This is a genomic window from Amycolatopsis mongoliensis (genome assembly GCF_030285665.1).
In the GTDB taxonomy this organism is placed as follows: domain Bacteria; phylum Actinomycetota; class Actinomycetes; order Mycobacteriales; family Pseudonocardiaceae; genus Amycolatopsis; species Amycolatopsis mongoliensis.
Map to the genome: position 1 here is coordinate 1,669,004 of NZ_CP127295.1, position 16,973 is coordinate 1,685,976.

Consider the following 16,973-nt stretch of genomic DNA (forward strand, 5'->3'; position numbering starts at 1 on the left):
TGTGATCCTCCGTCCGGATCCGCGCCGCGGCAAGGAAGGCGGGGAATCTGTCCGGTCAGTCGTCGTCCGGTGGCAGCACCGTGATCGCGACGCCCGACGGCGGCGTCGTGGTGTCCGCGAACGCGACGGCGGGATCCGCCCACTCCGGGCGGCCCGCGGCCGGCCGGCGGAGGCTCAGCACCGCCGCCGCGACGGCGACCAGGACCGCGGCCATGAGCAGCCACATGCCGGCCAGGATCGTCGTTTTCGTCAGGGCGGGGCCGTCGTCCAGCAGGCGGCGGGCGCCCTGCATCCCGATCGTGCAGACCGCGCCGGCGAGGAAGGCCGCTCCCCCGAACGCCGTCCGGCTCGCGGCCGCGCCCGGGTGGCGGGTCGCGGCCTGGCGCACGCCGAGGACCAGCGCGGCCAGGAGGATCGCGCTCGCCAGCACCAGCGGGAGCCCGAGCGGCGCGGACGGCGAGCTGGTCTCCGGCTGGCCGGGGAACGTGAAGTCGACCCGCCAGGCGCCCACGACCGAACGCGCGACCCCGGCCGTCTCCCAGCCCACCAGCTGGTCGGTGCGGAAGAACGGCAGGAAGGTGCCGGCGACCGTCAGCGCGAGAGCGAGCGCGACGAGCGCGGGCGTCAGGAAGGCACCACCACGGCGAGCCGGCGGTTCAGGAGTCGGGTCCACCTCGCCGATCCTTCCGCCGGGCCGAGGCGACCACAAGCGAACCCCGGGAACGCCGAAGGCCCGCCTGGCGAACCAGACGGGCCTTCGGACGGAACCGGCTCAGTTGGTGGTGGCGGAGCCACCGGCCGCTTCGAGCTTCTCCTTGGCGGAGCCGGAGAAGCCGTCGGCGGTCACGTCGAGCTTGACGCCGTTGACGTCACCGTTGCCGAGCACCTTGACGAGCTTGCCCTTGCGGACGAGGCCCGCGGCGGCGAGCTCCTCGGCGCCGACCTTGCCACCGTCCGGGAAGACGCGGGCGATGTCGCCCACGTTCACCGGCTGGTACTCGGTGCGGAAGCGGTTCTTGAAGCCGCGAAGCTTCGGGAGCCGCATGTGGATGGGCATCTGCCCACCCTCGAACCCGGCGGGCACGTTCTTCCGGGCCTTGGTGCCCTTCGTACCGCGACCGGCCGTCTTGCCCTTCGAACCCTCACCACGACCGACGCGCATCTTCTCGCGCTTCGCGCCCGGAGCCGGGCGGAGGTGGTGGATCTTGATGGCCGTCATGCCTGGACCTCCTCGACCTCCACCAGGTGGCGGACGGTGTGGATCAGGCCGCGCACCTGGGGGGTGTCTTCACGCACGACGCTCTGGCGGATCTTGCGCAGCCCGAGGGTGCGCAGCGACTCGCGGTGAGCGTGCTTCGTGCCGATCTTGCTCTTGACCTGGGTGACCTTGAGCTCAGCCATGTCAGACCCCCTGGCCCGCGCGCTGGCGCAGCATCCGGGCCGGCGCGACGTCCTCGAGCGGGAGACCGCGGCGGGCCGCGACCTCTTCGGGACGCTGCAGGCCCTTCAGGGCCGCCACGGTCGCGTGCACGATGTTGATCGCGTTGTCGGAGCCGAGCGACTTCGACAGCACGTCGTGGACACCCGCGCACTCCAGCACCGCGCGCACCGGGCCACCGGCGATGACGCCGGTACCGGCGGACGCCGGACGGAGCAGCACGACACCGGCGGCCTCCTCACCCTGGATCGGGTGGGGGATGGTGCCGCCGACGCGGGGAACGCGGAAGAAGTTCTTCTTCGCTTCCTCGACGCCCTTGGCGATCGCCGCGGGAACTTCCTTGGCCTTGCCGTAGCCGACGCCGACCTGACCGTCACCGTCACCGACGACGACGAGGGCGGTGAAGCTGAAGCGACGACCGCCCTTGACGACCTTGGCGACGCGGTTGATCGTCACGACCTTCTCGAGGTGCGGGGTCTTGTCCTGGCCGGCCCCGCCACGGCCGCTGTCGCGCCGGTCCCGGCCGCCACCGCGACGGTCATTGCGGTCGTTGCCGCCCTGCCCGCCGGGTCCGCCCTGTCCGCCGCCGAATTGCCGTGTACGTCCCGGCATCAGGCATTCCTTCCGTTAACAAGCTTCTGCATCGTCAGAACTCCAACCCCGCCTCACGGGCGGCGTCGGCGAGCGCGGCGATGCGGCCGTGGTAGGCGTTGCCCCCACGGTCGAACACCACAGCCGAGATCCCGGCGTTCTTCGCGCGAGCGGCGACGAGTTCCCCGACCTTGGCGGCCTTGGCCTTCTTGTCGCCGTCGAGCGCCCGGACATCCGCCTCGAGGGTGGACGCCGACGCCAGCGTGTGGCCGGCGAGGTCGTCGATGACCTGCACGGCGATGTGCCGCGAGGACCGCTTGACGACCAAGCGCGGACGCTGGTCCGTGCCCGAGACCTTCTTGCGGAGGCGGAAGTGCCGACGGGCCTTCGCGACGCGGCGGCGGGTCGAGATGTCCTTGCCCACCGGCTTGCGCTTCGTAGTCGTGTCGCTCATGATCACTTACCCGTCTTTCCGACCTTGCGGCGGATCTTCTCACCCTCGTACCGCAGGCCCTTGCCCTTGTACGGGTCCGGGCGCCGCAGCCGGCGGATGACCGCCGAGATCTGGCCGACCTTCTGCTTGTCGATGCCGGAGACCGAGAACCGGGTGGGGCTCTCCACCTTGAAGGTGATGCCCTCCGGAGCCTCGATCTTCACCGGGTGGCTGTAGCCCAGGGCGAACTCGAGGTCCGAGCCCTTGGCCTGCACGCGGTAACCGACACCGTGGATCTCGAGCTTCTTCTCGTAGCCCGAGGTCACACCCACGACCAGGTTGTTCACCAGGGTACGGGTGAGGCCGTGCAGGGCCTTGCTGGTGCGCTCGTCGTCCGGGCGCTTGACCAGCAGAGTGCCGTCGTCGTCGCGCTCGACCGTGATCGGCTCGGCGATGGTGTGTTCGAGGGTCCCCTTGGGGCCCTTGACGCTGATGTGCTGACCGTCGATGGTCACCTCGACCCCGGAGGGGACGGCGACCGGCAGCTTTCCGATGCGTGACATGTCTGTGCCCCCTTCCTTACCAGACGTAGGCGAGGACTTCGCCGCCCACGCTGTTGCGCTTGGCCTGCCGGTCGGTCTGGAGGCCACCGGACGTCGAGATGATCGCGATGCCCAGGCCGCCGAGAACGGACGGCAGTTCGGTCGATTTTGCGTAGACCCGCAGACCGGGCTTGGAGACGCGCCGGAGGCCGGCGATGCTCCGCTCGCGGTTGGGGCCGTACTTGAGCTCGACGACGAGGTTCTTGTGCTTCTCGCCCGGCTCGTCGTGGTAGCCCGCGATGTAGCCCTCGCGCTTGAGGATCTCGGCGATGTTCGCCTTGAGCTTCGAGTGCGGGAGCTTGACCTCGTCGTGGTACGCCGAGTTCGCGTTACGCAGACGCGTCAAGAAGTCTGCGATGGGGTCGGTCATCGTCATGGTGACCTGTCAACCTTTCTCGCCCTGGTTCCCCGCCCGCCGGAGCGGGCGGGGCCTGTGGCGAAGTGGAGTTTGCTGCATCTAATGTTTGCCAATCCGACCGGCAGTCACGGCGGAAGGTGCCGGTGAGCCCGGAGGCTTCCGGAAACGTACCGCCTTCTTTCGCGGCCGAATTGGCAAAGGGACGCTCTTACCAGCTGGACTTGCGGACGCCGGGCAGCTCGCCCGCGTGTGCCATCTCGCGAAGGCAGATCCGGCAGAGCCCGAACTTGCGGAACACGGCGTGCGGGCGGCCGCACCGCTGGCAGCGGGTGTAGGCACGCACGGCGAACTTCGGCTTCTTCGCGGCCTTGTGGACCAGTGCTTTCTTGGCCATCGGCTCAGTTCTCCTTGAACGGGAAGCCGAGCTTGCGCAGCAGCGCCCGGCCCTCGTCGTCGTTCGTGGCGGTCGTGACGACGGTGACGTCCATGCCGCGCGGGCGGTCGATGGAGTCAGGGTCGATCTCGTGGAACATCGACTGCTCGTTGAGACCGAAGGTGTAGTTGCCGTGGCCGTCGAACTGCTTGGGCGAAAGCCCGCGGAAGTCGCGGATACGCGGCAGCGCGATGGTCAGCAGCCGGTCGAGGAACTCCCACATCCGGTCGCCACGCAGCGTGACGCGCGCACCGATCGGCTGACCCTCGCGCAGCTTGAACTGCGCGATGGACTTGCGGGCCTTCCGGACCTCGGGCTTCTGGCCGGTGATCAGGGAGAGGTCCTTGACCGCACCCTCGATCAGCTTGCTGTCACGGGCGGCGTCACCGACGCCCATGTTCACGACGACCTTCACCACGCCCGGGATCTGGTGGACGTTGGCGAAGGAGAACTCCGCCTGCAGCTGGCCCTTGATCTCTTCGCGGTAGCGCACCTTGAGGCGCGGCGCGACCTTCTCTGCGGTGGTCATCAGATGTCCTTACCGTTCCGGCGCGAGATCCGGACCTTCTTGCCGTCCTCGCCGATGCGGTAACCCACCCGGGACGGCTTGCCGTCCGAGTCGACGACCATCACGTTGGAGACGTGGATCGGGGCCTCCTGCGTGACGATGCCACCGGACTGCGCACCGCGCTGGGTCTGGGTGATCCGCGTGTGCTTCTTGATCCGGTTCACGCCTTCGACCAGCACGCGGTCGCGCTCCGGGTAAGCCTGGATGACCTTGCCCTTGGCGCCCTTGTCCTTGCCGGCGATGACGACGACCGTGTCGCCCTTCTTCACCTTCATCACAGCACCTCCGGCGCGAGCGAAATGATCTTCATGAACTTTCGGTCGCGCAGCTCGCGGCCCACCGGGCCGAAGATGCGGGTGCCCCGGGGCTCGTTGTCGTTCTTGATGAGCACGGCGGCGTTCTCGTCGAACCGGATGTAGGAACCGTCCGGACGACGACGCTCCTTGACCGTGCGGACGATGACGGCCTTGACGACATCGCCCTTCTTCACCCCGGCAGCCGGGATGGCGTCCTTCACGGTGGCGACGATGATGTCGCCGATGCCGGCGTAGCGCCGCCCGGAACCACCGAGAACGCGGATGCAGAGGATTTCCTTCGCACCCGTGTTGTCGGCTACCCGAAGCCGCGACTCCTGCTGGATCACGTCAACTCCTGTATGTCGCGCCGGTTCTCGCCCGCTTGTGAGTTTTCACATGGCGAGCCTTGCGGAACTAAAGACTCCTGAGAGCCCTGCTTACTTGGCCTTCTCCACGATCTGCACCAGGCGCCACCGCTTCGTCGCCGACAGCGGGCGGGTCTCCATCAGGGTGACCCGGTCGCCCACGCCCGCCTCGTTGTTCTCGTCGTGCACCTTCACCTTGGAGGTGGTGCGGACGACCTTCGAGTAGCGGGGGTGCTTCTTGCGGTCCTCGAGCTCGACCACGATCGTCTTGTTCATCTTGTCCGAGACGACGTAGCCCTCGCGGACCTTGCGGTCGTTCCGGGCCGGCGTCTCGGTGGTGGGCTCGCTCATGCGGCACCTTCACTCTCGGCGTCGGGGGCAACGGACAGGCCGAGTTCGCGCTCGCGCATGACCGTGTAGATCCGCGCGATGTCCGTGCGGACGGTGCGCAGACGGCGGTTGTTGTCGAGCTGCCCGGTCGCCATCTGGAAGCGGAGGTTGAAGAGCTCCTCCTTGTATTCCTTGAGACGCAGGACGAGCTCTTCCGCGGTGAGCTCACGCAGCTCCGATGCCAGAGCGGCACCTGCCTTCGCCATCAGAACTCACCACCTTCACGGGTCACGATGCGGCACTTCATGGGCAGCTTGTGGATCGCGCGACGGAGCGCCTCGCGGGCGGTCTCCTCGTTCGGGAACGAGATCTCGAACATCACGCGGCCCGGCTTCACGTTGGCGATCCACCACTCGGGCGAACCCTTACCGGAACCCATGCGGGTTTCGGCCGGCTTCTTGGTCAGCGGGCGGTCCGGGTAGATGGTCGTCCACACCTTGCCACCACGCTTGATGTGACGGGTCATGGCGATACGAGCGGACTCGATCTGCCGGTTCGTCACGTAGCTGTGCTCAAGCGCCTGGATGCCGTACTCGCCGAAGCTGACCTTCGTGCCACCCTTGGCGGCGCCGTGGCGCTTCGGGGAGTGCTGCTTCCGGTGCTTGACCCTGCGCGGGATGAGCACGTCTCAGCCCTCCGTCTTTTCTGCGGTCTCGGTGGCCGGGGCCGCCTCGGTCGTGGCGGCCGCGGCGGCGCGACCGGCTTCGGTCGAGGTGGCGGTCGTGCCCGACGCGCCGGAACGACGCGGGCGGGACGGCCGGTCGCTGCGGTCACGGTCGCGACGCGGCGCGCGCTCGGCGGCGTCACGGGCCTCGCGAGCCTTCAGGCCACCGACGAGCTCACCCTTGTAGATCCACACCTTGACGCCGATGCGGCCGAACGTCGTCTTGGCCTCGAAGAAGCCGTAGTCGATGTCGGCGCGCAGCGTGTGCAGCGGGACCCGGCCATCGCGGTAGTGCTCGGAGCGGGACATCTCGGCACCGCCGAGACGACCGCCGCACTGCACGCGGATGCCCTTGACCTGCGGCGAGCGCATGGAGGTCTGGATCGCCTTCCGCATCGCGCGGCGGAACGCCACGCGGTTGGAGAGCTGCTCCGCGACCGCCTGGGCGACCAGCTGGGCGTCGGCCTCGGGGTTCTTGACCTCGAGGATGTTCAGCTGGACCTGCTTCTTGGTCAGCTTCTCCAGCGCGCCGCGGATCCGGTCGGCCTCCGCGCCGCGGCGGCCGATGACGATGCCCGGCCGGGCGGTGTGGATGTCGACGCGGACGCGGTCACGGGTGCGCTCGATCTCGACCTTGGAGATGCCGGCGCGCTCCATGCCCGTCGCCAGCAGCTTGCGGATCTTGACGTCCTCGGCCACGTACTCGGCGTACTGCTTGTCGGCGTACCAGCGCGACTTCCAGTCCGTGGTGATACCCAGGCGGAAACCGTGCGGGTTGATCTTCTGGCCCACTACCGGCCACCTGCCTTCTTCTTGCTCTGAGCCTTCTGCGCGACGGCCGGACGCGACTCCACCTCGACGGTGATGTGGCTGGTCCGCTTGCGGATCCGGTACGCACGGCCCTGGGCCCGCGGGCGGATCCGCTTGAGGGTGGGGCCCTCGTCGGCGTATGCGTTCTTGACCCAGAGCGTCTCCGGGTCCAGCTGAAGGTTGTTCTCGGCGTTGGCCACGGCGCTGGCGAGCACCTTCGCGACCGGCTCGCTGGCCGCCTGCGGGGCGAACCGGAGCACGGCCAAGGCGTCGGCGGCGCTACGTCCCTTGATGAGCTCGATCACCCGGCGCACCTTGGTCGGCGAGTCCCGGACGAAGCGAGCCCGCGCGTAAGCCGTAGGCAGGGCCTCGACCGTCGCGTCGTTCTGGGCGTTCATCGCTACTTCCCTTGTCTTGTTTCGTGCCCGCTCAGCGGCGGCGCGACTTGCGGTCGTCCTTGATGTGGCCCTTGAAGGTCCGCGTCGGGGCGAACTCGCCCAGCTTGTGACCCACCATGGCCTCGGTGACGAACACCGGGACGTGCTTGCGGCCGTCGTGCACGGCGATCGTGTGACCCAGGAAGTCCGGGATGATCGTCGAGCGGCGCGACCAGGTCTTGATGACCGTCTTCTTGCCCGATTCGTTCAGCGCGTCCACCTTCTTGAGCAGGTGGTCGTCCACGAAGGGGCCTTTCTTAAGGCTACGTGGCATGTTCTTCTACCTCCCTGCTCAGCGCTTGTTCTTGCCGGTACGCCGGCGGCGGACGATGAGGGCGTCGCTCGGCTTGCGCCGGCGCGTGCGACCCTCGGGCTTACCGTTCGGGTTGACCGGGTGGCGACCACCGGAGGTCTTACCCTCACCACCACCGTGCGGGTGGTCGACCGGGTTCATGACGACACCACGGACCGTGGGGCGCTTGCCGCGCCAGCGGTTGCGGCCGGCCTTGCCCCAGTTGATGTTGGCGTGCTCGGAGTTGCCGACCTCGCCGACCGTGGCGCGGTTGCGCACGTCCACGTTGCGGATCTCGCCCGAGGGGAGACGCAGCTGGGCGTACGGACCGTCCTTGGCGACGAGCTGCACCTTCGCGCCCGCGGACCGCGCCATCTTCGCGCCGCCACCGGGGCGGAGCTCGATCGCGTGGATCACGGTGCCGACCGGGATGTTGCGCAGCGGCAGGTTGTTGCCCGGCTTGATGTCGGCCCGGGGGCCGTTCTCGACGGTGTCGCCCTGCTTCAGCTTCTCCGGCGCGATGATGTAGCGCTTCTCGCCGTCGGCGTAGTGCAGCAGCGCGATGCGAGCGGACCGGTTGGGGTCGTACTCGATGTGCGCGACCTTGGCGGGGATGCCGTCCTTGTCGTTGCGACGGAAGTCGATGACTCGGTACGCGCGCTTGTGGCCGCCACCCTTGTGCCGGGTGGTGATCTTGCCGGACGAGTTGCGACCGCCCGAACCGCTCAGCGGACGAAGCAGCGACTTCTCCGGAGTGGAGCGGGTGATCTCGGCGAAGTCCGAGACGCTCGAACCGCGACGACCCGGGGTCGTCGGCTTGTACTTGCGGATGCCCATTGTCAGCTCAGTCCTTTACGCGGTGGGTCCGCCGAAGATCTCGATCGCCTTGCTCTCGGGCGAAAGAGTCACGATGGCGCGCTTGGTGTCCTTGCGCTTGCCGAAGCCCGCGCGAGTCCGCTTCCGCTTGCCCTGGCGGTTGGCCGTGTTGACGCTGACCACCTTGACGCCGAACACCTTCTCGACCGCGATCTTGATCTGGGTCTTGTTGGCGTCCGGGCGGACGATGAACGTGTACTTGTGGTCCTCGAGCAGCCCGTAGGACTTCTCGGAGATGACCGGCGCGAGCAGGATGTCGCGGGGGTCCGGAATGGCGACCGAACTCACTTCTCGTCACTCCCTTCCGTGACCTCGCCCGACCGCGCCGAAGCCTTGCCGGCCTTGCCGCGGGCGGGGCCGGCGACGAACACGTCGTACGCGGCCTTGGTGAACACGACGTCGTCGTTGACCAGCACGTCGTAGGTGTTGAGCTGGTCGGCCCAGAGGAGGTGCACCTCGGGCAGGTTCCGCAGGGAGACCCAGCTCAGCTCGTCGTCCCGGTGCAGCACCACGAGCACGCGCTTCGCGGCCGTGACGGCGGCGAGGGCGGTCTTGGCGGCCTTGGTCGACGGCTTCTCGCCGGTCACCAGCTCGGTGACGACGTGCAGCTGGCCGGCGCGGGCCCGGTCGGAGAGGGCGCCACGCAGGGCGGCGGCCTTCATCTTCTTCGGGGTGCGCTGGGAGTAGTCGCGCGGCGTGGGGCCGTGGACGACGCCACCGCCGACGAACTGCGGCGCGCGGGTCGAACCCTGGCGGGCACGGCCGGTGCCCTTCTGCCGGTACGGCTTCTTGCCGCCACCGGAGACCTCACCACGGGTCTTCGTGTCGTGCGTGCCCTGGCGCGCGGCGGCCTGCTGGGCCACCACCACCTGGTGCATCAGCGCGACATTGGCCTGCACGTCGAAGATCTCCTCCGGGAGGTCCACGGTGCCGTCGGCTTTACCGGCCGGGGTCTTCAGCTCGACGCTTGTCATTCGGAGTTACCACCCTTCGCGGCGCTGCGCACGAACAGCAGGCCGCCCTTGGGACCGGGCACGGCGCCCTTGATCAGCAGCAGGCCGTCCTCGGCACGCACGGCGTGCACGGTCAGGTTCTGCGTGGTGACCCGGTCGTTGCCCATCCGGCCCGCCATGCGCAGGCCCTTGAAGACGCGGCCGGGGGTGGCGCAGCCACCGATCGAACCCGGCTTGCGGTGCACGGCCTGGGCACCGTGGCTCGCGCCCTGGCCCTTGAAACCGTGGCGCTTCATGACACCGGCGTAGCCCTTGCCCTTGCTGGTACCGGTCACGTCGACCTCGACGCCGGCGGCGAACACCTCGGCGGTGATCTCCTGGCCGACCTCGTAGGTCTCGGCGTCGGTGGTACGCAGCTCCGCGAGGAAGCGCCGCGGGGTCACGCCCGCCTTTTCGTAGTGGCCGGTGCGCGGCTTGTTCACCTTGCGCGGGTCGACCGCGCCGAACGCCAGCTGCACGGCCTTGTAGCCGTCCTTCTCCTGCGTCCGAACCTGGGTCACCACGTTCGGACCGGCCTTCACGACGGTGACCGGGACAACCCGGTTCTGCTCGTCGAAGACCTGGGTCATGCCGAGCTTGGTGCCCAGGATGCCCTTCATCTGCCTGTCAGACATGAGTCTCTTATCTCCGCCGCTCGCCCAACGCTTACTGGATGTTGACGTCGACGCTCGCCGGCAGGTCGATGCGCATGAGCGCGTCGACCGTCTTCGGCGTCGGGTCGAGGATGTCGATCAGACGCTTGTGCGTGCGCATCTCGAAGTGCTCGCGCGAGTCCTTGTACTTGTGCGGCGAGCGGATGACGCAGTAAACGTTCTTCTCGGTGGGCAGCGGCACCGGCCCGACAACACGGGCGCCGGTGCGCGTGACCGTCTCCACGATCTTGCGCGCCGAGGTGTCGATCGCCTCGTGGTCGTAGGCCTTGAGCCGGATGCGGATCTTCTGTCCCGCCATGGTGGCTGCTCGTTCCTTGTCGTCTCGTGCCGCTATCTCACAAACCCGGCCGGGTGTTGCCACCCAGGCCCTGGGTTTCCGCAGTTCAACGGCCCTGTCCCCGGTCCACGCGGTCGGGCGTGTCGCGCCCGACGCACAGACGGATCCCGCGGGATCGTCGTCTTGCCTGGTCTTCCTCAACGTGAGGAGGCTCTGAGCCGGCACCGCCTTTTCAAGCACTGCCGTCTCACTGCCTTTGCCCGCTCGCCTCACCCGAAGGAAGAGCTCGGCGGACCGTGGCCACTCGCGCCAGGGCGGCCGGACCCCCGAAGGAATCGGCCGCCCCAGGACGAGCAACCTGAATAGTGTCGCACACGTGATTTGACGCCCCTGACCCGGGGGTGTATTGCCCCCGGGTCGGGCGCCGAATCACTTGATGATCTTGGTGACCTGACCCGCACCGACGGTGCGGCCACCCTCGCGGATGGCGAAGCGCAGGTTCACGTCCATGGCGACCGGCTGGATCAGCTGCACCGAGATGTCGGTGTTGTCGCCCGGCATGACCATCTCGGTGCCCTCGGGGAGGGTCACGACGCCGGTCACGTCGGTGGTGCGGAAGTAGAACTGCGGGCGGTAGTTGTTGAAGAACGGGGTGTGACGGCCACCCTCGTCCTTCGACAGGATGTAGACCCGGCCCTCGAAGTCGGTGTGCGGGGTGGTGGTGCCCGGCTTCACGACGACCTGGCCGCGCTCGACGTCCTCGCGCTTGATGCCGCGGACGAGGAGGCCGACGTTGTCGCCCGCCTGGCCCTGGTCGAGCAGCTTGCGGAACATCTCGACACCGGTGACGGTGGTCTTGGTCGACTTCTCCTTGATGCCGACGATCTCGACCTCTTCGTTCACGTTGATCACGCCACGCTCGACGCGACCGGTGACGACGGTGCCGCGACCGGTGATCGTGAAGACGTCCTCGATCGGCATGAGGAACGGCTTGTCGAGCTCACGCACCGGGTCCGGCACGTTGTCGTCGACGGCGGTCATCAGCTCGAGAACGGCCTCGGACCACTTCTCGTCGCCCTCGAGGGCCTTGAGGCCCGAGACGCGCACGACGGGGGCGTCGTCGCCGGGGAACTCCTGCGAGGACAGCAGCTCGCGGACCTCGAGCTCGACGAGCTCCAGGATCTCCTCGTCGTCGACCATGTCGGCCTTGTTCAGCGCGACCACGATGTAGGGCACGCCGACCTGGCGGGCGAGCAGCACGTGCTCACGGGTCTGCGGCATCGGGCCGTCGGTCGCGGCGACCACCAGGATCGCGCCGTCCATCTGGGCGGCACCGGTGATCATGTTCTTGATGTAGTCCGCGTGACCGGGGGCGTCGACGTGCGCGTAGTGACGCTTCTCGGTCTGGTACTCGACGTGCGAGATGTTGATCGTGATGCCGCGCTGCTTCTCTTCCGGCGCGTTGTCGATCTGGTCGAACGCCCGGGACTCGTTGAGCTCCGGGTACTTGTCGTGCAGAACCTTGGTGATCGCCGCGGTCAGCGTGGTCTTGCCGTGGTCGACGTGACCGATGGTCCCGATGTTGACGTGCGGCTTGCTCCGCTCGAACTTCGCCTTCGCCACTGGAATGTCCTCCTGGACTGATTTCGCTTTGTGCTCGGGGGCCGGCGTGGCTGCCGACCCCCGAATGTTCCTTCGTCGGTGCTGCGGACGTTCAGGAGAGTCCCTTAATGCCCGCGCGCGGTGGGGGAGTTACTCCCCCGTCGCCTTCGCGATGATTTCCTTCGCGACGTTCGCGGGAACCTCGGCGTAGGAGTCGAACACCATGGAGTAGTTCGCCCGGCCCTGGGTGCGGGACCGCAGGTCGCCGACGTAGCCGAACATCTCCGACAGCGGGACCAGCGCCTTCACGACGCGGGTGCCCGCCCGCTCCTCCATGGCCTGGATCTGACCACGGCGGGAGTTGAGGTCACCGATGACGTCACCCATGTAGTCCTCGGGCGTGGTCACCTCGACCGCCATCATCGGCTCCAGGATCACCGGGCCGGCCTTCTTCGCGGCTTCCTTCATCGCCATGGAACCGGCGATCTTGAACGCCATCTCCGAAGAGTCGACCTCGTGGTACGCACCGTCCAACAGGGTGAACTTCAACCCGACGAGCGGGTAGCCGGCCAGGACGCCGTACTGCATCGCGTCCTGCGCGCCCGCGTCGACCGACGGGATGTACTCCCGCGGCACGCGACCACCGGTCACCTTGTTGTCGAACTCGTAGAGCGCGCCGTCGGTGCGCTCGAGCGGCTCCAGCTTCACGATGACCTTCGCGAACTGGCCGGAACCACCGGTCTGCTTCTTGTGGACGTAGTCGAGCTTCTCGACCGTCTTCTTGATCGTCTCGCGGTAGGCGACCTGCGGCTTGCCGATGTTCGCCTCGACCTTGTAGTCGGACTTCATCCGGTTCACCAGCACCTCGAGGTGCAGCTCGCCCATGCCCGCGATGATCGTCTGGCCGGTGTCCTCGTCCAGCTTGACCTGGAACGTCGGGTCCTCTTCGGCCAGCTTCTGGATCGCCAGGGACAGCTTCTCCTGGTCGGCCTTCGTCTTCGGCTCGATCGCGACCCGGATGACCGGCTCGGGGAACGTCATCGACTCCAGCACGATCGGGTTCTGCGGGTCCGCCAGGGTGTCACCCGTGGTGGTGTCCTTCAGCCCGATGACCGCGTAGATGTGGCCGACCTGGGCGTCGTCCACCGGGTTCTCCTTGTTGGAGTGCATCTGGAAGATCTTCCCGATGCGCTCCTTGCGCTCCTTGGTCGCGTTGATGACCTGAGCGCCGGCGGCGACCTTGCCCGAGTACACCCGGATGTAGGTCAGCTTGCCGAAGAACGGGTGCGCGGCGATCTTGAACGCGAGCGCGGCGAACGGCTCGTCGACCGACGCCTTGCGGGACGCCACGGTCTCGCCGTCGGGCAGCAGGCCCTCGACGGCCGGGACGTCCAACGGGGTCGGCAGGTAGTCGATGACCGCGTCGAGCATGGGCTGCACGCCCTTGTTCTTGAACGCGGAACCGGCCAGCACCGGGAAGACCTGGCTGGTGATGGTGAGCTTGCGGATGCCGGCCTTGATCTCGGCCTCCGTCAGCTCCTCACCCTCGAGGAACTTCTCCATCAGCGCGTCGTCCGCCTCGGCGACGGTCTCGACGAGCTTCTCGCGGTACTCCGCGGCCTTCTCGGCCAGGTCGGCCGGGATGTCCTCGACGGAGTAGTCCTCGCCCTTCTGGACCTCGCCGCGCCAGGTCAGCGCCTTCATGCGGACCAGGTCGACGACACCTTCGAACTCGTTCTCGGCGCCGATCGGCAGCTGGATGACCAGCGGCCGGACACCGAGGCGGTCGACGATGGTCTTCACCGTGTAGTAGAAGTCCGCGCCGAGCTTGTCCATCTTGTTGACGAAGCAGATGCGCGGGACGTCGTACTTGTCCGCCTGCCGCCAGACCTGCTCGGACTGCGGCTCGACGCCTTCCTTGCCGTCGAACACCGCGACCGCACCGTCGAGCACCCGGAGGTTGCGCTCCACCTCGACGGTGAAGTCGACGTGGCCCGGGGTGTCGATGATGTTGATCTGGTGGTCGTCCCAGAAGGTGGTGGTCGCAGCCGAGGTGATGGTGATACCCCGCTTCTGCTCCTCCTCCATCCAGTCCATGGTGGCGGCGCCGTCGTGGACCTCACCGATCTTGTAGTTGACCCCGGTGTAGAACAGGATCCGCTCGGTGGTGGTGGTCTTGCCGGCGTCGATGTGGGCCATGATGCCGATGTTGCGGACCTTGTTCAGGTCGGTCAGCACTTCACGTGCCACGAGAGTGTTCCCCTGTTCTCAAGCTTGGGGCCCGGCATGGCTTGGTCGACAGCCGGGCGGTCATCACCAGCGGTAGTGCGCGAAGGCCCGGTTGGACTCGGCCATCTTGTGCGTGTCCTCGCGGCGCTTCACGCTGGCACCGAGGCCGTTGGAAGCGTCGAGGAGCTCGTTCTGCAGGCGCTCGATCATCGTCTTCTCGCGGCGGGCCTGCGAGAAGGAGACCAGCCAGCGCAGCGCGAGGGTGGTGGAGCGGCCCGGCTTGACCTCGATCGGCACCTGGTAGGTGGCGCCACCGACGCGGCGGCTCTTCACCTCGATGGTGGGCTTCACGTTGTCGAGGGCGCGCTTCAGCGTGACGACCGGGTCGGTGCCCGTCTTCTCGCGAGCGCCTTCGAGCGCGCCGTACACGATGCGCTCGGCCAGGGACCGCTTCCCGTCCTTCAGCACCTTGTTCACCAGCTGGGTGACCAGCGGGGAGGCGTAGACGGGGTCGGAGATCAGCGGCCGCTTCGGGGCCGGACCCTTGCGGGGCATTAGCTCTTCTCCTTCTTCGCGCCGTACCGGCTGCGCGCCTGCTTGCGGTTCTTGACACCCTGCGTGTCGAGCGAACCGCGGATGATCTTGTAACGGACACCCGGAAGGTCCTTCACACGACCACCACGCACGAGCACCATCGAGTGCTCCTGCAGGTTGTGGCCCTCACCGGGGATGTAGGCGGTGACCTCGATGCCGCTGGTCAGCTTCACACGCGCGACCTTGCGAAGCGCCGAGTTCGGCTTCTTGGGGGTCGTGGTGTACACGCGAGTGCACACGCCACGCCGCTGCGGGCTCCCCTTGAGGGCCGCGGTCTTCTGCTTGGCAGCCTTGTCCTGGCGGCCCTTGCGGACCAGCTGCTGGATCGTGGGCAATGGACCAGCTTCCTGTCGTGATCTGCTTCTTCGTGTCTTCACCGGCCCCCGCGGTCGGGCGTGTCGGCCCGCGTCACGGTCTCGCGACCGGTAACTTCCCGGAGGGATTTTCCGTCGGAACCCCGACCTGCCGAAGCCGGTGACCGGGTGCCTGAGCACCCCGCCCATGCGCACGGCACGCGGAGCGGCCCGACGCCTGCCGGGCACGGTCTCCAAAGATACCCGCCCGGGTCCGGGCGGAGCGCGGCGGGGGGTCCGAAGGTCGGCGAACCTCCAGCCTACCTCCGAACGGCACCGGGCCGCGGGATGTTCCCGCAGTCCGGTCACGCCGGGGCGGACGCACGCGGTGCGGCCTCCGCAGGCCTCCCGTACAACACCCCCGGCCTCGGGAATGTTCCGCGGCCGGGGCGCGCCCGGGTGACGTCCTGAACGACTCGTCCCGGTCGCCGGAGGACCTGAACGAGCCGGTCAAGACGAGCGATCGGACCGGTGGATCAGTCCTCGTCGGGCTTCGCGTGGTCAGGCTTGCCCGGGTTCGGGTCGCGCGAGAGGTCGATGAGCGGGTGCACGCCCGCCCCTTCGGGCGCCGCGTGGCTGCCGGTCGACTTCGGCTCTTCGTCGGGCCGCTCGGCCCCTTCGCTGCTGCTCATCACGCACTCCTAGCGCTCTTCCCCTGCTTCCCCTTGCGGCCGGAAACCTACCCATTACCCGGTCGGGTGATGCAGCGGGATCGGATCGGGCGTTCCGTGCGTCACACCGCAGCCGAGGGGCCACGATGGGTGGCGAGCACCGGGCGATCGGGGAGGAACAGGGACATGTCGGCCGAGTTCGACCAGCTGCAAGCCGAGTTCGAGCGGTTCGAGGCGAGCATCCGGACCGTCGACGACCGGTTCGCCGGTGTCGGCGCGATGCGGCAGGAGCTGACCGGGCTGCGGGCGAGCGCGTCCTCACCGGACGGCGGCGTGACCGTGGTCACCGGCCCCGGCGGCGCGGTCCTCGACGTCGAGTTCACCGACGCGGCGCTCGCGAAGGGCCCGCAGGCGCTGTCCGCCGCGCTCATGGCAACCCTGCGCGAAGCCGTCGGCGAGGCGGCCCGCCGGCAGGCGGTGCTCGTCGAGGAGCACCTGGGCGACAGCCTCGGCCTGGTCGACCAGGTCCTCGAAACCCAGGCCGTCGCGTTCGGAACCACCGTCGAGGACCTGCGGTCGAAGCTGGCGGAAGGAACGCCGGAGCCGCCGGACCCCGCCGAGGACTTCTCCGAGGAGCGGGTCCTGCGCCAGGCCGACGCGCCGCCCCCGCCACCGGCACCGCCCGCAGGCGGGTCCGCCGGCGACACCTTCCTGCGTTCCCTGTTCGACGAGGAGGACTGATGCCCGACGGCGCCGGCGGTTACCAGGTGGAGGTCGACGCGCTGCGCAAGTACGTCGGCGAGCTCGGCAAGTACAAGGACCAGGGCGCGAAGTTCACCGAGAAGGTCGGCCAGGCCGACGTCGGCGACAAGTCGTGGGGCGTGGTGGGCCTGTTCACCAAGCACGGGTACGACGAAACGCTGCACGAGCTGCGCGACCTGCTGGCGTCGATGGCCGAAGGCCTGACGTCGGCGCAGGGCAAGTTCGCCGACGCGGCGAACGTCTACCAGGGCACCGAAGACGACCACAAGGCCTTCTTCGGGCAGGTCGAGGTCCTGCTCGACGGCCCGAAGCAGCCCTGAGGGGGG

General features: G+C 68.1%; 29 protein-coding genes. 2 read left to right on the plus strand and 27 right to left on the minus strand.

What is annotated here, in order from left to right; genetic code table 11:
• Positions 1–55: 55 nt before the first annotated feature.
• From QRX60_RS07845 to QRX60_RS07975, 27 genes are all read right to left on the minus strand, one after another.
• Positions 56–673, minus strand: coding sequence for a hypothetical protein (locus QRX60_RS07845; RefSeq protein ID WP_286000126.1), 618 nt, complete (start codon positions 671–673; stop codon positions 56–58).
• Between the two features lie 99 nt (positions 674–772).
• Positions 773–1,219 (minus strand): 50S ribosomal protein L15, encoded by a 447-nt coding sequence (gene rplO / locus QRX60_RS07850; protein ID WP_286000127.1) that lies wholly within the window; start codon positions 1,217–1,219, stop codon positions 773–775.
• Positions 1,216–1,401, minus strand: a complete 186-nt coding sequence (rpmD, locus tag QRX60_RS07855; RefSeq protein ID WP_286000128.1) for a 50S ribosomal protein L30 — start codon at positions 1,399–1,401, stop codon at positions 1,216–1,218. Before rpmD ends, rplO begins: the two co-directional genes overlap by 4 nt.
• 1 nt (position 1,402) lies before the next feature.
• Positions 1,403–2,050, minus strand: coding sequence for a 30S ribosomal protein S5 (gene rpsE / locus QRX60_RS07860; RefSeq protein WP_155548876.1), 648 nt, complete (start codon positions 2,048–2,050; stop codon positions 1,403–1,405).
• A 34-nt stretch (positions 2,051–2,084) separates the two neighbouring features.
• Entirely contained in the window at positions 2,085–2,483 is a 399-nt protein-coding gene (gene rplR, locus QRX60_RS07865) for a 50S ribosomal protein L18 (RefSeq protein ID WP_167379724.1), read from the minus strand.
• Between the two features lie 2 nt (positions 2,484–2,485).
• On the minus strand, positions 2,486–3,025 hold the full coding sequence (rplF, locus tag QRX60_RS07870) for a 50S ribosomal protein L6 (protein WP_286000129.1): 540 nt from the start codon (positions 3,023–3,025) through the stop codon (positions 2,486–2,488).
• A gap of 16 nt (positions 3,026–3,041) precedes the next feature.
• On the minus strand, positions 3,042–3,440 hold the full coding sequence (gene rpsH / locus QRX60_RS07875) for a 30S ribosomal protein S8 (RefSeq protein ID WP_004558871.1): 399 nt from the start codon (positions 3,438–3,440) through the stop codon (positions 3,042–3,044).
• A 190-nt stretch (positions 3,441–3,630) separates the two neighbouring features.
• The gene (locus QRX60_RS07880; RefSeq protein WP_004558870.1) at positions 3,631–3,816 is read right to left on the minus strand and encodes a type Z 30S ribosomal protein S14; all 186 of its coding nucleotides are present in this window, start codon (positions 3,814–3,816) and stop codon (positions 3,631–3,633) included.
• Between the two features lie 4 nt (positions 3,817–3,820).
• A complete protein-coding gene (rplE, locus tag QRX60_RS07885; protein WP_155548872.1) occupies positions 3,821–4,384 on the minus strand; it encodes a 50S ribosomal protein L5 in 564 nt (187 codons plus the stop codon).
• Positions 4,384–4,698, minus strand: coding sequence for a 50S ribosomal protein L24 (gene rplX, locus QRX60_RS07890; RefSeq protein ID WP_086675498.1), 315 nt, complete (start codon positions 4,696–4,698; stop codon positions 4,384–4,386). Before rplX ends, rplE begins: the two co-directional genes overlap by 1 nt.
• Positions 4,698–5,066: a 50S ribosomal protein L14 gene (gene rplN / locus QRX60_RS07895; protein WP_004558867.1), complete on the minus strand. Its 369-nt coding sequence runs from the start codon at positions 5,064–5,066 to the stop codon at positions 4,698–4,700. Before rplN ends, rplX begins: the two co-directional genes overlap by 1 nt.
• A gap of 90 nt (positions 5,067–5,156) precedes the next feature.
• Entirely contained in the window at positions 5,157–5,435 is a 279-nt protein-coding gene (rpsQ, locus tag QRX60_RS07900; RefSeq protein WP_285456195.1) for a 30S ribosomal protein S17, read from the minus strand.
• Entirely contained in the window at positions 5,432–5,680 is a 249-nt protein-coding gene (rpmC, locus tag QRX60_RS07905; RefSeq protein ID WP_247060522.1) for a 50S ribosomal protein L29, read from the minus strand. Before rpmC ends, rpsQ begins: the two co-directional genes overlap by 4 nt.
• Positions 5,680–6,099, minus strand: coding sequence for a 50S ribosomal protein L16 (gene rplP / locus QRX60_RS07910; RefSeq protein ID WP_004558864.1), 420 nt, complete (start codon positions 6,097–6,099; stop codon positions 5,680–5,682). The genes rpmC and rplP overlap by 1 nt, the downstream gene beginning before the upstream one ends.
• A gap of 3 nt (positions 6,100–6,102) precedes the next feature.
• Positions 6,103–6,930: a 30S ribosomal protein S3 gene (gene rpsC / locus QRX60_RS07915; protein ID WP_086842942.1), complete on the minus strand. Its 828-nt coding sequence runs from the start codon at positions 6,928–6,930 to the stop codon at positions 6,103–6,105.
• Entirely contained in the window at positions 6,930–7,346 is a 417-nt protein-coding gene (rplV, locus tag QRX60_RS07920; protein ID WP_125306112.1) for a 50S ribosomal protein L22, read from the minus strand. The genes rpsC and rplV overlap by 1 nt, the downstream gene beginning before the upstream one ends.
• Before the next feature lie 31 nt (positions 7,347–7,377).
• A complete protein-coding gene (rpsS, locus tag QRX60_RS07925) occupies positions 7,378–7,659 on the minus strand; it encodes a 30S ribosomal protein S19 (protein WP_003102083.1) in 282 nt (93 codons plus the stop codon).
• A gap of 18 nt (positions 7,660–7,677) precedes the next feature.
• The gene (rplB, locus tag QRX60_RS07930) at positions 7,678–8,514 is read right to left on the minus strand and encodes a 50S ribosomal protein L2 (RefSeq protein WP_086675502.1); all 837 of its coding nucleotides are present in this window, start codon (positions 8,512–8,514) and stop codon (positions 7,678–7,680) included.
• A gap of 15 nt (positions 8,515–8,529) precedes the next feature.
• Positions 8,530–8,841 (minus strand): 50S ribosomal protein L23, encoded by a 312-nt coding sequence (gene rplW / locus QRX60_RS07935; protein ID WP_003102087.1) that lies wholly within the window; start codon positions 8,839–8,841, stop codon positions 8,530–8,532.
• Positions 8,838–9,527: a 50S ribosomal protein L4 gene (gene rplD / locus QRX60_RS07940; protein ID WP_286000130.1), complete on the minus strand. Its 690-nt coding sequence runs from the start codon at positions 9,525–9,527 to the stop codon at positions 8,838–8,840. Before rplD ends, rplW begins: the two co-directional genes overlap by 4 nt.
• Positions 9,524–10,180, minus strand: a complete 657-nt coding sequence (rplC, locus tag QRX60_RS07945; protein ID WP_286000131.1) for a 50S ribosomal protein L3 — start codon at positions 10,178–10,180, stop codon at positions 9,524–9,526. Before rplC ends, rplD begins: the two co-directional genes overlap by 4 nt.
• Positions 10,181–10,211: 31 nt before the next feature.
• The gene (rpsJ, locus tag QRX60_RS07950; protein WP_003102098.1) at positions 10,212–10,517 is read right to left on the minus strand and encodes a 30S ribosomal protein S10; all 306 of its coding nucleotides are present in this window, start codon (positions 10,515–10,517) and stop codon (positions 10,212–10,214) included.
• A gap of 408 nt (positions 10,518–10,925) precedes the next feature.
• Positions 10,926–12,119, minus strand: coding sequence for an elongation factor Tu (tuf, locus tag QRX60_RS07955; protein ID WP_286000132.1), 1,194 nt, complete (start codon positions 12,117–12,119; stop codon positions 10,926–10,928).
• 129 nt (positions 12,120–12,248) lie between these two features.
• A complete protein-coding gene (gene fusA / locus QRX60_RS07960) occupies positions 12,249–14,348 on the minus strand; it encodes an elongation factor G (RefSeq protein ID WP_286000133.1) in 2,100 nt (699 codons plus the stop codon).
• Positions 14,349–14,411: 63 nt separating this feature from the next.
• Positions 14,412–14,882, minus strand: a complete 471-nt coding sequence (rpsG, locus tag QRX60_RS07965; protein ID WP_003102106.1) for a 30S ribosomal protein S7 — start codon at positions 14,880–14,882, stop codon at positions 14,412–14,414.
• Positions 14,882–15,256 carry a 30S ribosomal protein S12 gene (gene rpsL, locus QRX60_RS07970; protein WP_003102113.1) on the minus strand — a complete coding sequence of 125 codons (375 nt, stop codon included), beginning with the start codon at positions 15,254–15,256 and terminating at the stop codon, positions 14,882–14,884. The genes rpsG and rpsL overlap by 1 nt, the downstream gene beginning before the upstream one ends.
• 494 nt (positions 15,257–15,750) lie before the next feature.
• A complete protein-coding gene (locus QRX60_RS07975) occupies positions 15,751–15,906 on the minus strand; it encodes a hypothetical protein (RefSeq protein WP_286000134.1) in 156 nt (51 codons plus the stop codon).
• A gap of 165 nt (positions 15,907–16,071) precedes the next feature.
• Between QRX60_RS07975 and QRX60_RS07980 the strand changes: the two genes are divergently transcribed.
• Both QRX60_RS07980 and QRX60_RS07985 read left to right on the plus strand, forming a co-directional pair.
• Entirely contained in the window at positions 16,072–16,626 is a 555-nt protein-coding gene (locus QRX60_RS07980; protein ID WP_286000135.1) for a YbaB/EbfC family nucleoid-associated protein, read from the plus strand.
• The gene (locus QRX60_RS07985) at positions 16,626–16,967 is read left to right on the plus strand and encodes a hypothetical protein (RefSeq protein WP_286000136.1); all 342 of its coding nucleotides are present in this window, start codon (positions 16,626–16,628) and stop codon (positions 16,965–16,967) included. Before QRX60_RS07980 ends, QRX60_RS07985 begins: the two co-directional genes overlap by 1 nt.
• Positions 16,968–16,973: the final 6 nt, after the last annotated feature.

Bases quoted from the DNA above. Each gene is read 5' to 3' on its own strand.
- rplO (WP_286000127.1), bottom strand. From the start codon at position 1,219: ATGACGGCCATCAAGATCCACCACCTCCGCCCGGCTCCGGGCGCGAAG.
- rpmD (WP_286000128.1), bottom strand. From the start codon at position 1,401: ATGGCTGAGCTCAAGGTCACCCAGGTCAAGAGCAAGATCGGCACGAAG.
- rpsE (WP_155548876.1), bottom strand. From the start codon at position 2,050: ATGCCGGGACGTACACGGCAATTCGGCGGCGGACAGGGCGGACCCGGC.
- rplR (WP_167379724.1), bottom strand. From the start codon at position 2,483: ATGAGCGACACGACTACGAAGCGCAAGCCGGTGGGCAAGGACATCTCG.
- rplF (WP_286000129.1), bottom strand. From the start codon at position 3,025: ATGTCACGCATCGGAAAGCTGCCGGTCGCCGTCCCCTCCGGGGTCGAG.
- rpsH (WP_004558871.1), bottom strand. From the start codon at position 3,440: ATGACGATGACCGACCCCATCGCAGACTTCTTGACGCGTCTGCGTAAC.
- QRX60_RS07880 (WP_004558870.1), bottom strand. From the start codon at position 3,816: ATGGCCAAGAAAGCACTGGTCCACAAGGCCGCGAAGAAGCCGAAGTTC.
- rplE (WP_155548872.1), bottom strand. From the start codon at position 4,384: ATGACCACCGCAGAGAAGGTCGCGCCGCGCCTCAAGGTGCGCTACCGC.
- rplX (WP_086675498.1), bottom strand. From the start codon at position 4,698: ATGAAGGTGAAGAAGGGCGACACGGTCGTCGTCATCGCCGGCAAGGAC.
- rpsQ (WP_285456195.1), bottom strand. From the start codon at position 5,435: ATGAGCGAGCCCACCACCGAGACGCCGGCCCGGAACGACCGCAAGGTC.
- rpmC (WP_247060522.1), bottom strand. From the start codon at position 5,680: ATGGCGAAGGCAGGTGCCGCTCTGGCATCGGAGCTGCGTGAGCTCACC.
- rplV (WP_125306112.1), bottom strand. From the start codon at position 7,346: ATGAACGCCCAGAACGACGCGACGGTCGAGGCCCTGCCTACGGCTTAC.
- rpsS (WP_003102083.1), bottom strand. From the start codon at position 7,659: ATGCCACGTAGCCTTAAGAAAGGCCCCTTCGTGGACGACCACCTGCTC.
- rplB (WP_086675502.1), bottom strand. From the start codon at position 8,514: ATGGGCATCCGCAAGTACAAGCCGACGACCCCGGGTCGTCGCGGTTCG.
- rplD (WP_286000130.1), bottom strand. From the start codon at position 9,527: ATGACAAGCGTCGAGCTGAAGACCCCGGCCGGTAAAGCCGACGGCACC.
- rplC (WP_286000131.1), bottom strand. From the start codon at position 10,180: ATGTCTGACAGGCAGATGAAGGGCATCCTGGGCACCAAGCTCGGCATG.
- rpsJ (WP_003102098.1), bottom strand. From the start codon at position 10,517: ATGGCGGGACAGAAGATCCGCATCCGGCTCAAGGCCTACGACCACGAG.
- rpsG (WP_003102106.1), bottom strand. From the start codon at position 14,882: ATGCCCCGCAAGGGTCCGGCCCCGAAGCGGCCGCTGATCTCCGACCCC.
- QRX60_RS07975 (WP_286000134.1), bottom strand. From the start codon at position 15,906: ATGAGCAGCAGCGAAGGGGCCGAGCGGCCCGACGAAGAGCCGAAGTCG.
- QRX60_RS07980 (WP_286000135.1), top strand. From the start codon at position 16,072: ATGTCGGCCGAGTTCGACCAGCTGCAAGCCGAGTTCGAGCGGTTCGAG.
- QRX60_RS07985 (WP_286000136.1), top strand. From the start codon at position 16,626: ATGCCCGACGGCGCCGGCGGTTACCAGGTGGAGGTCGACGCGCTGCGC.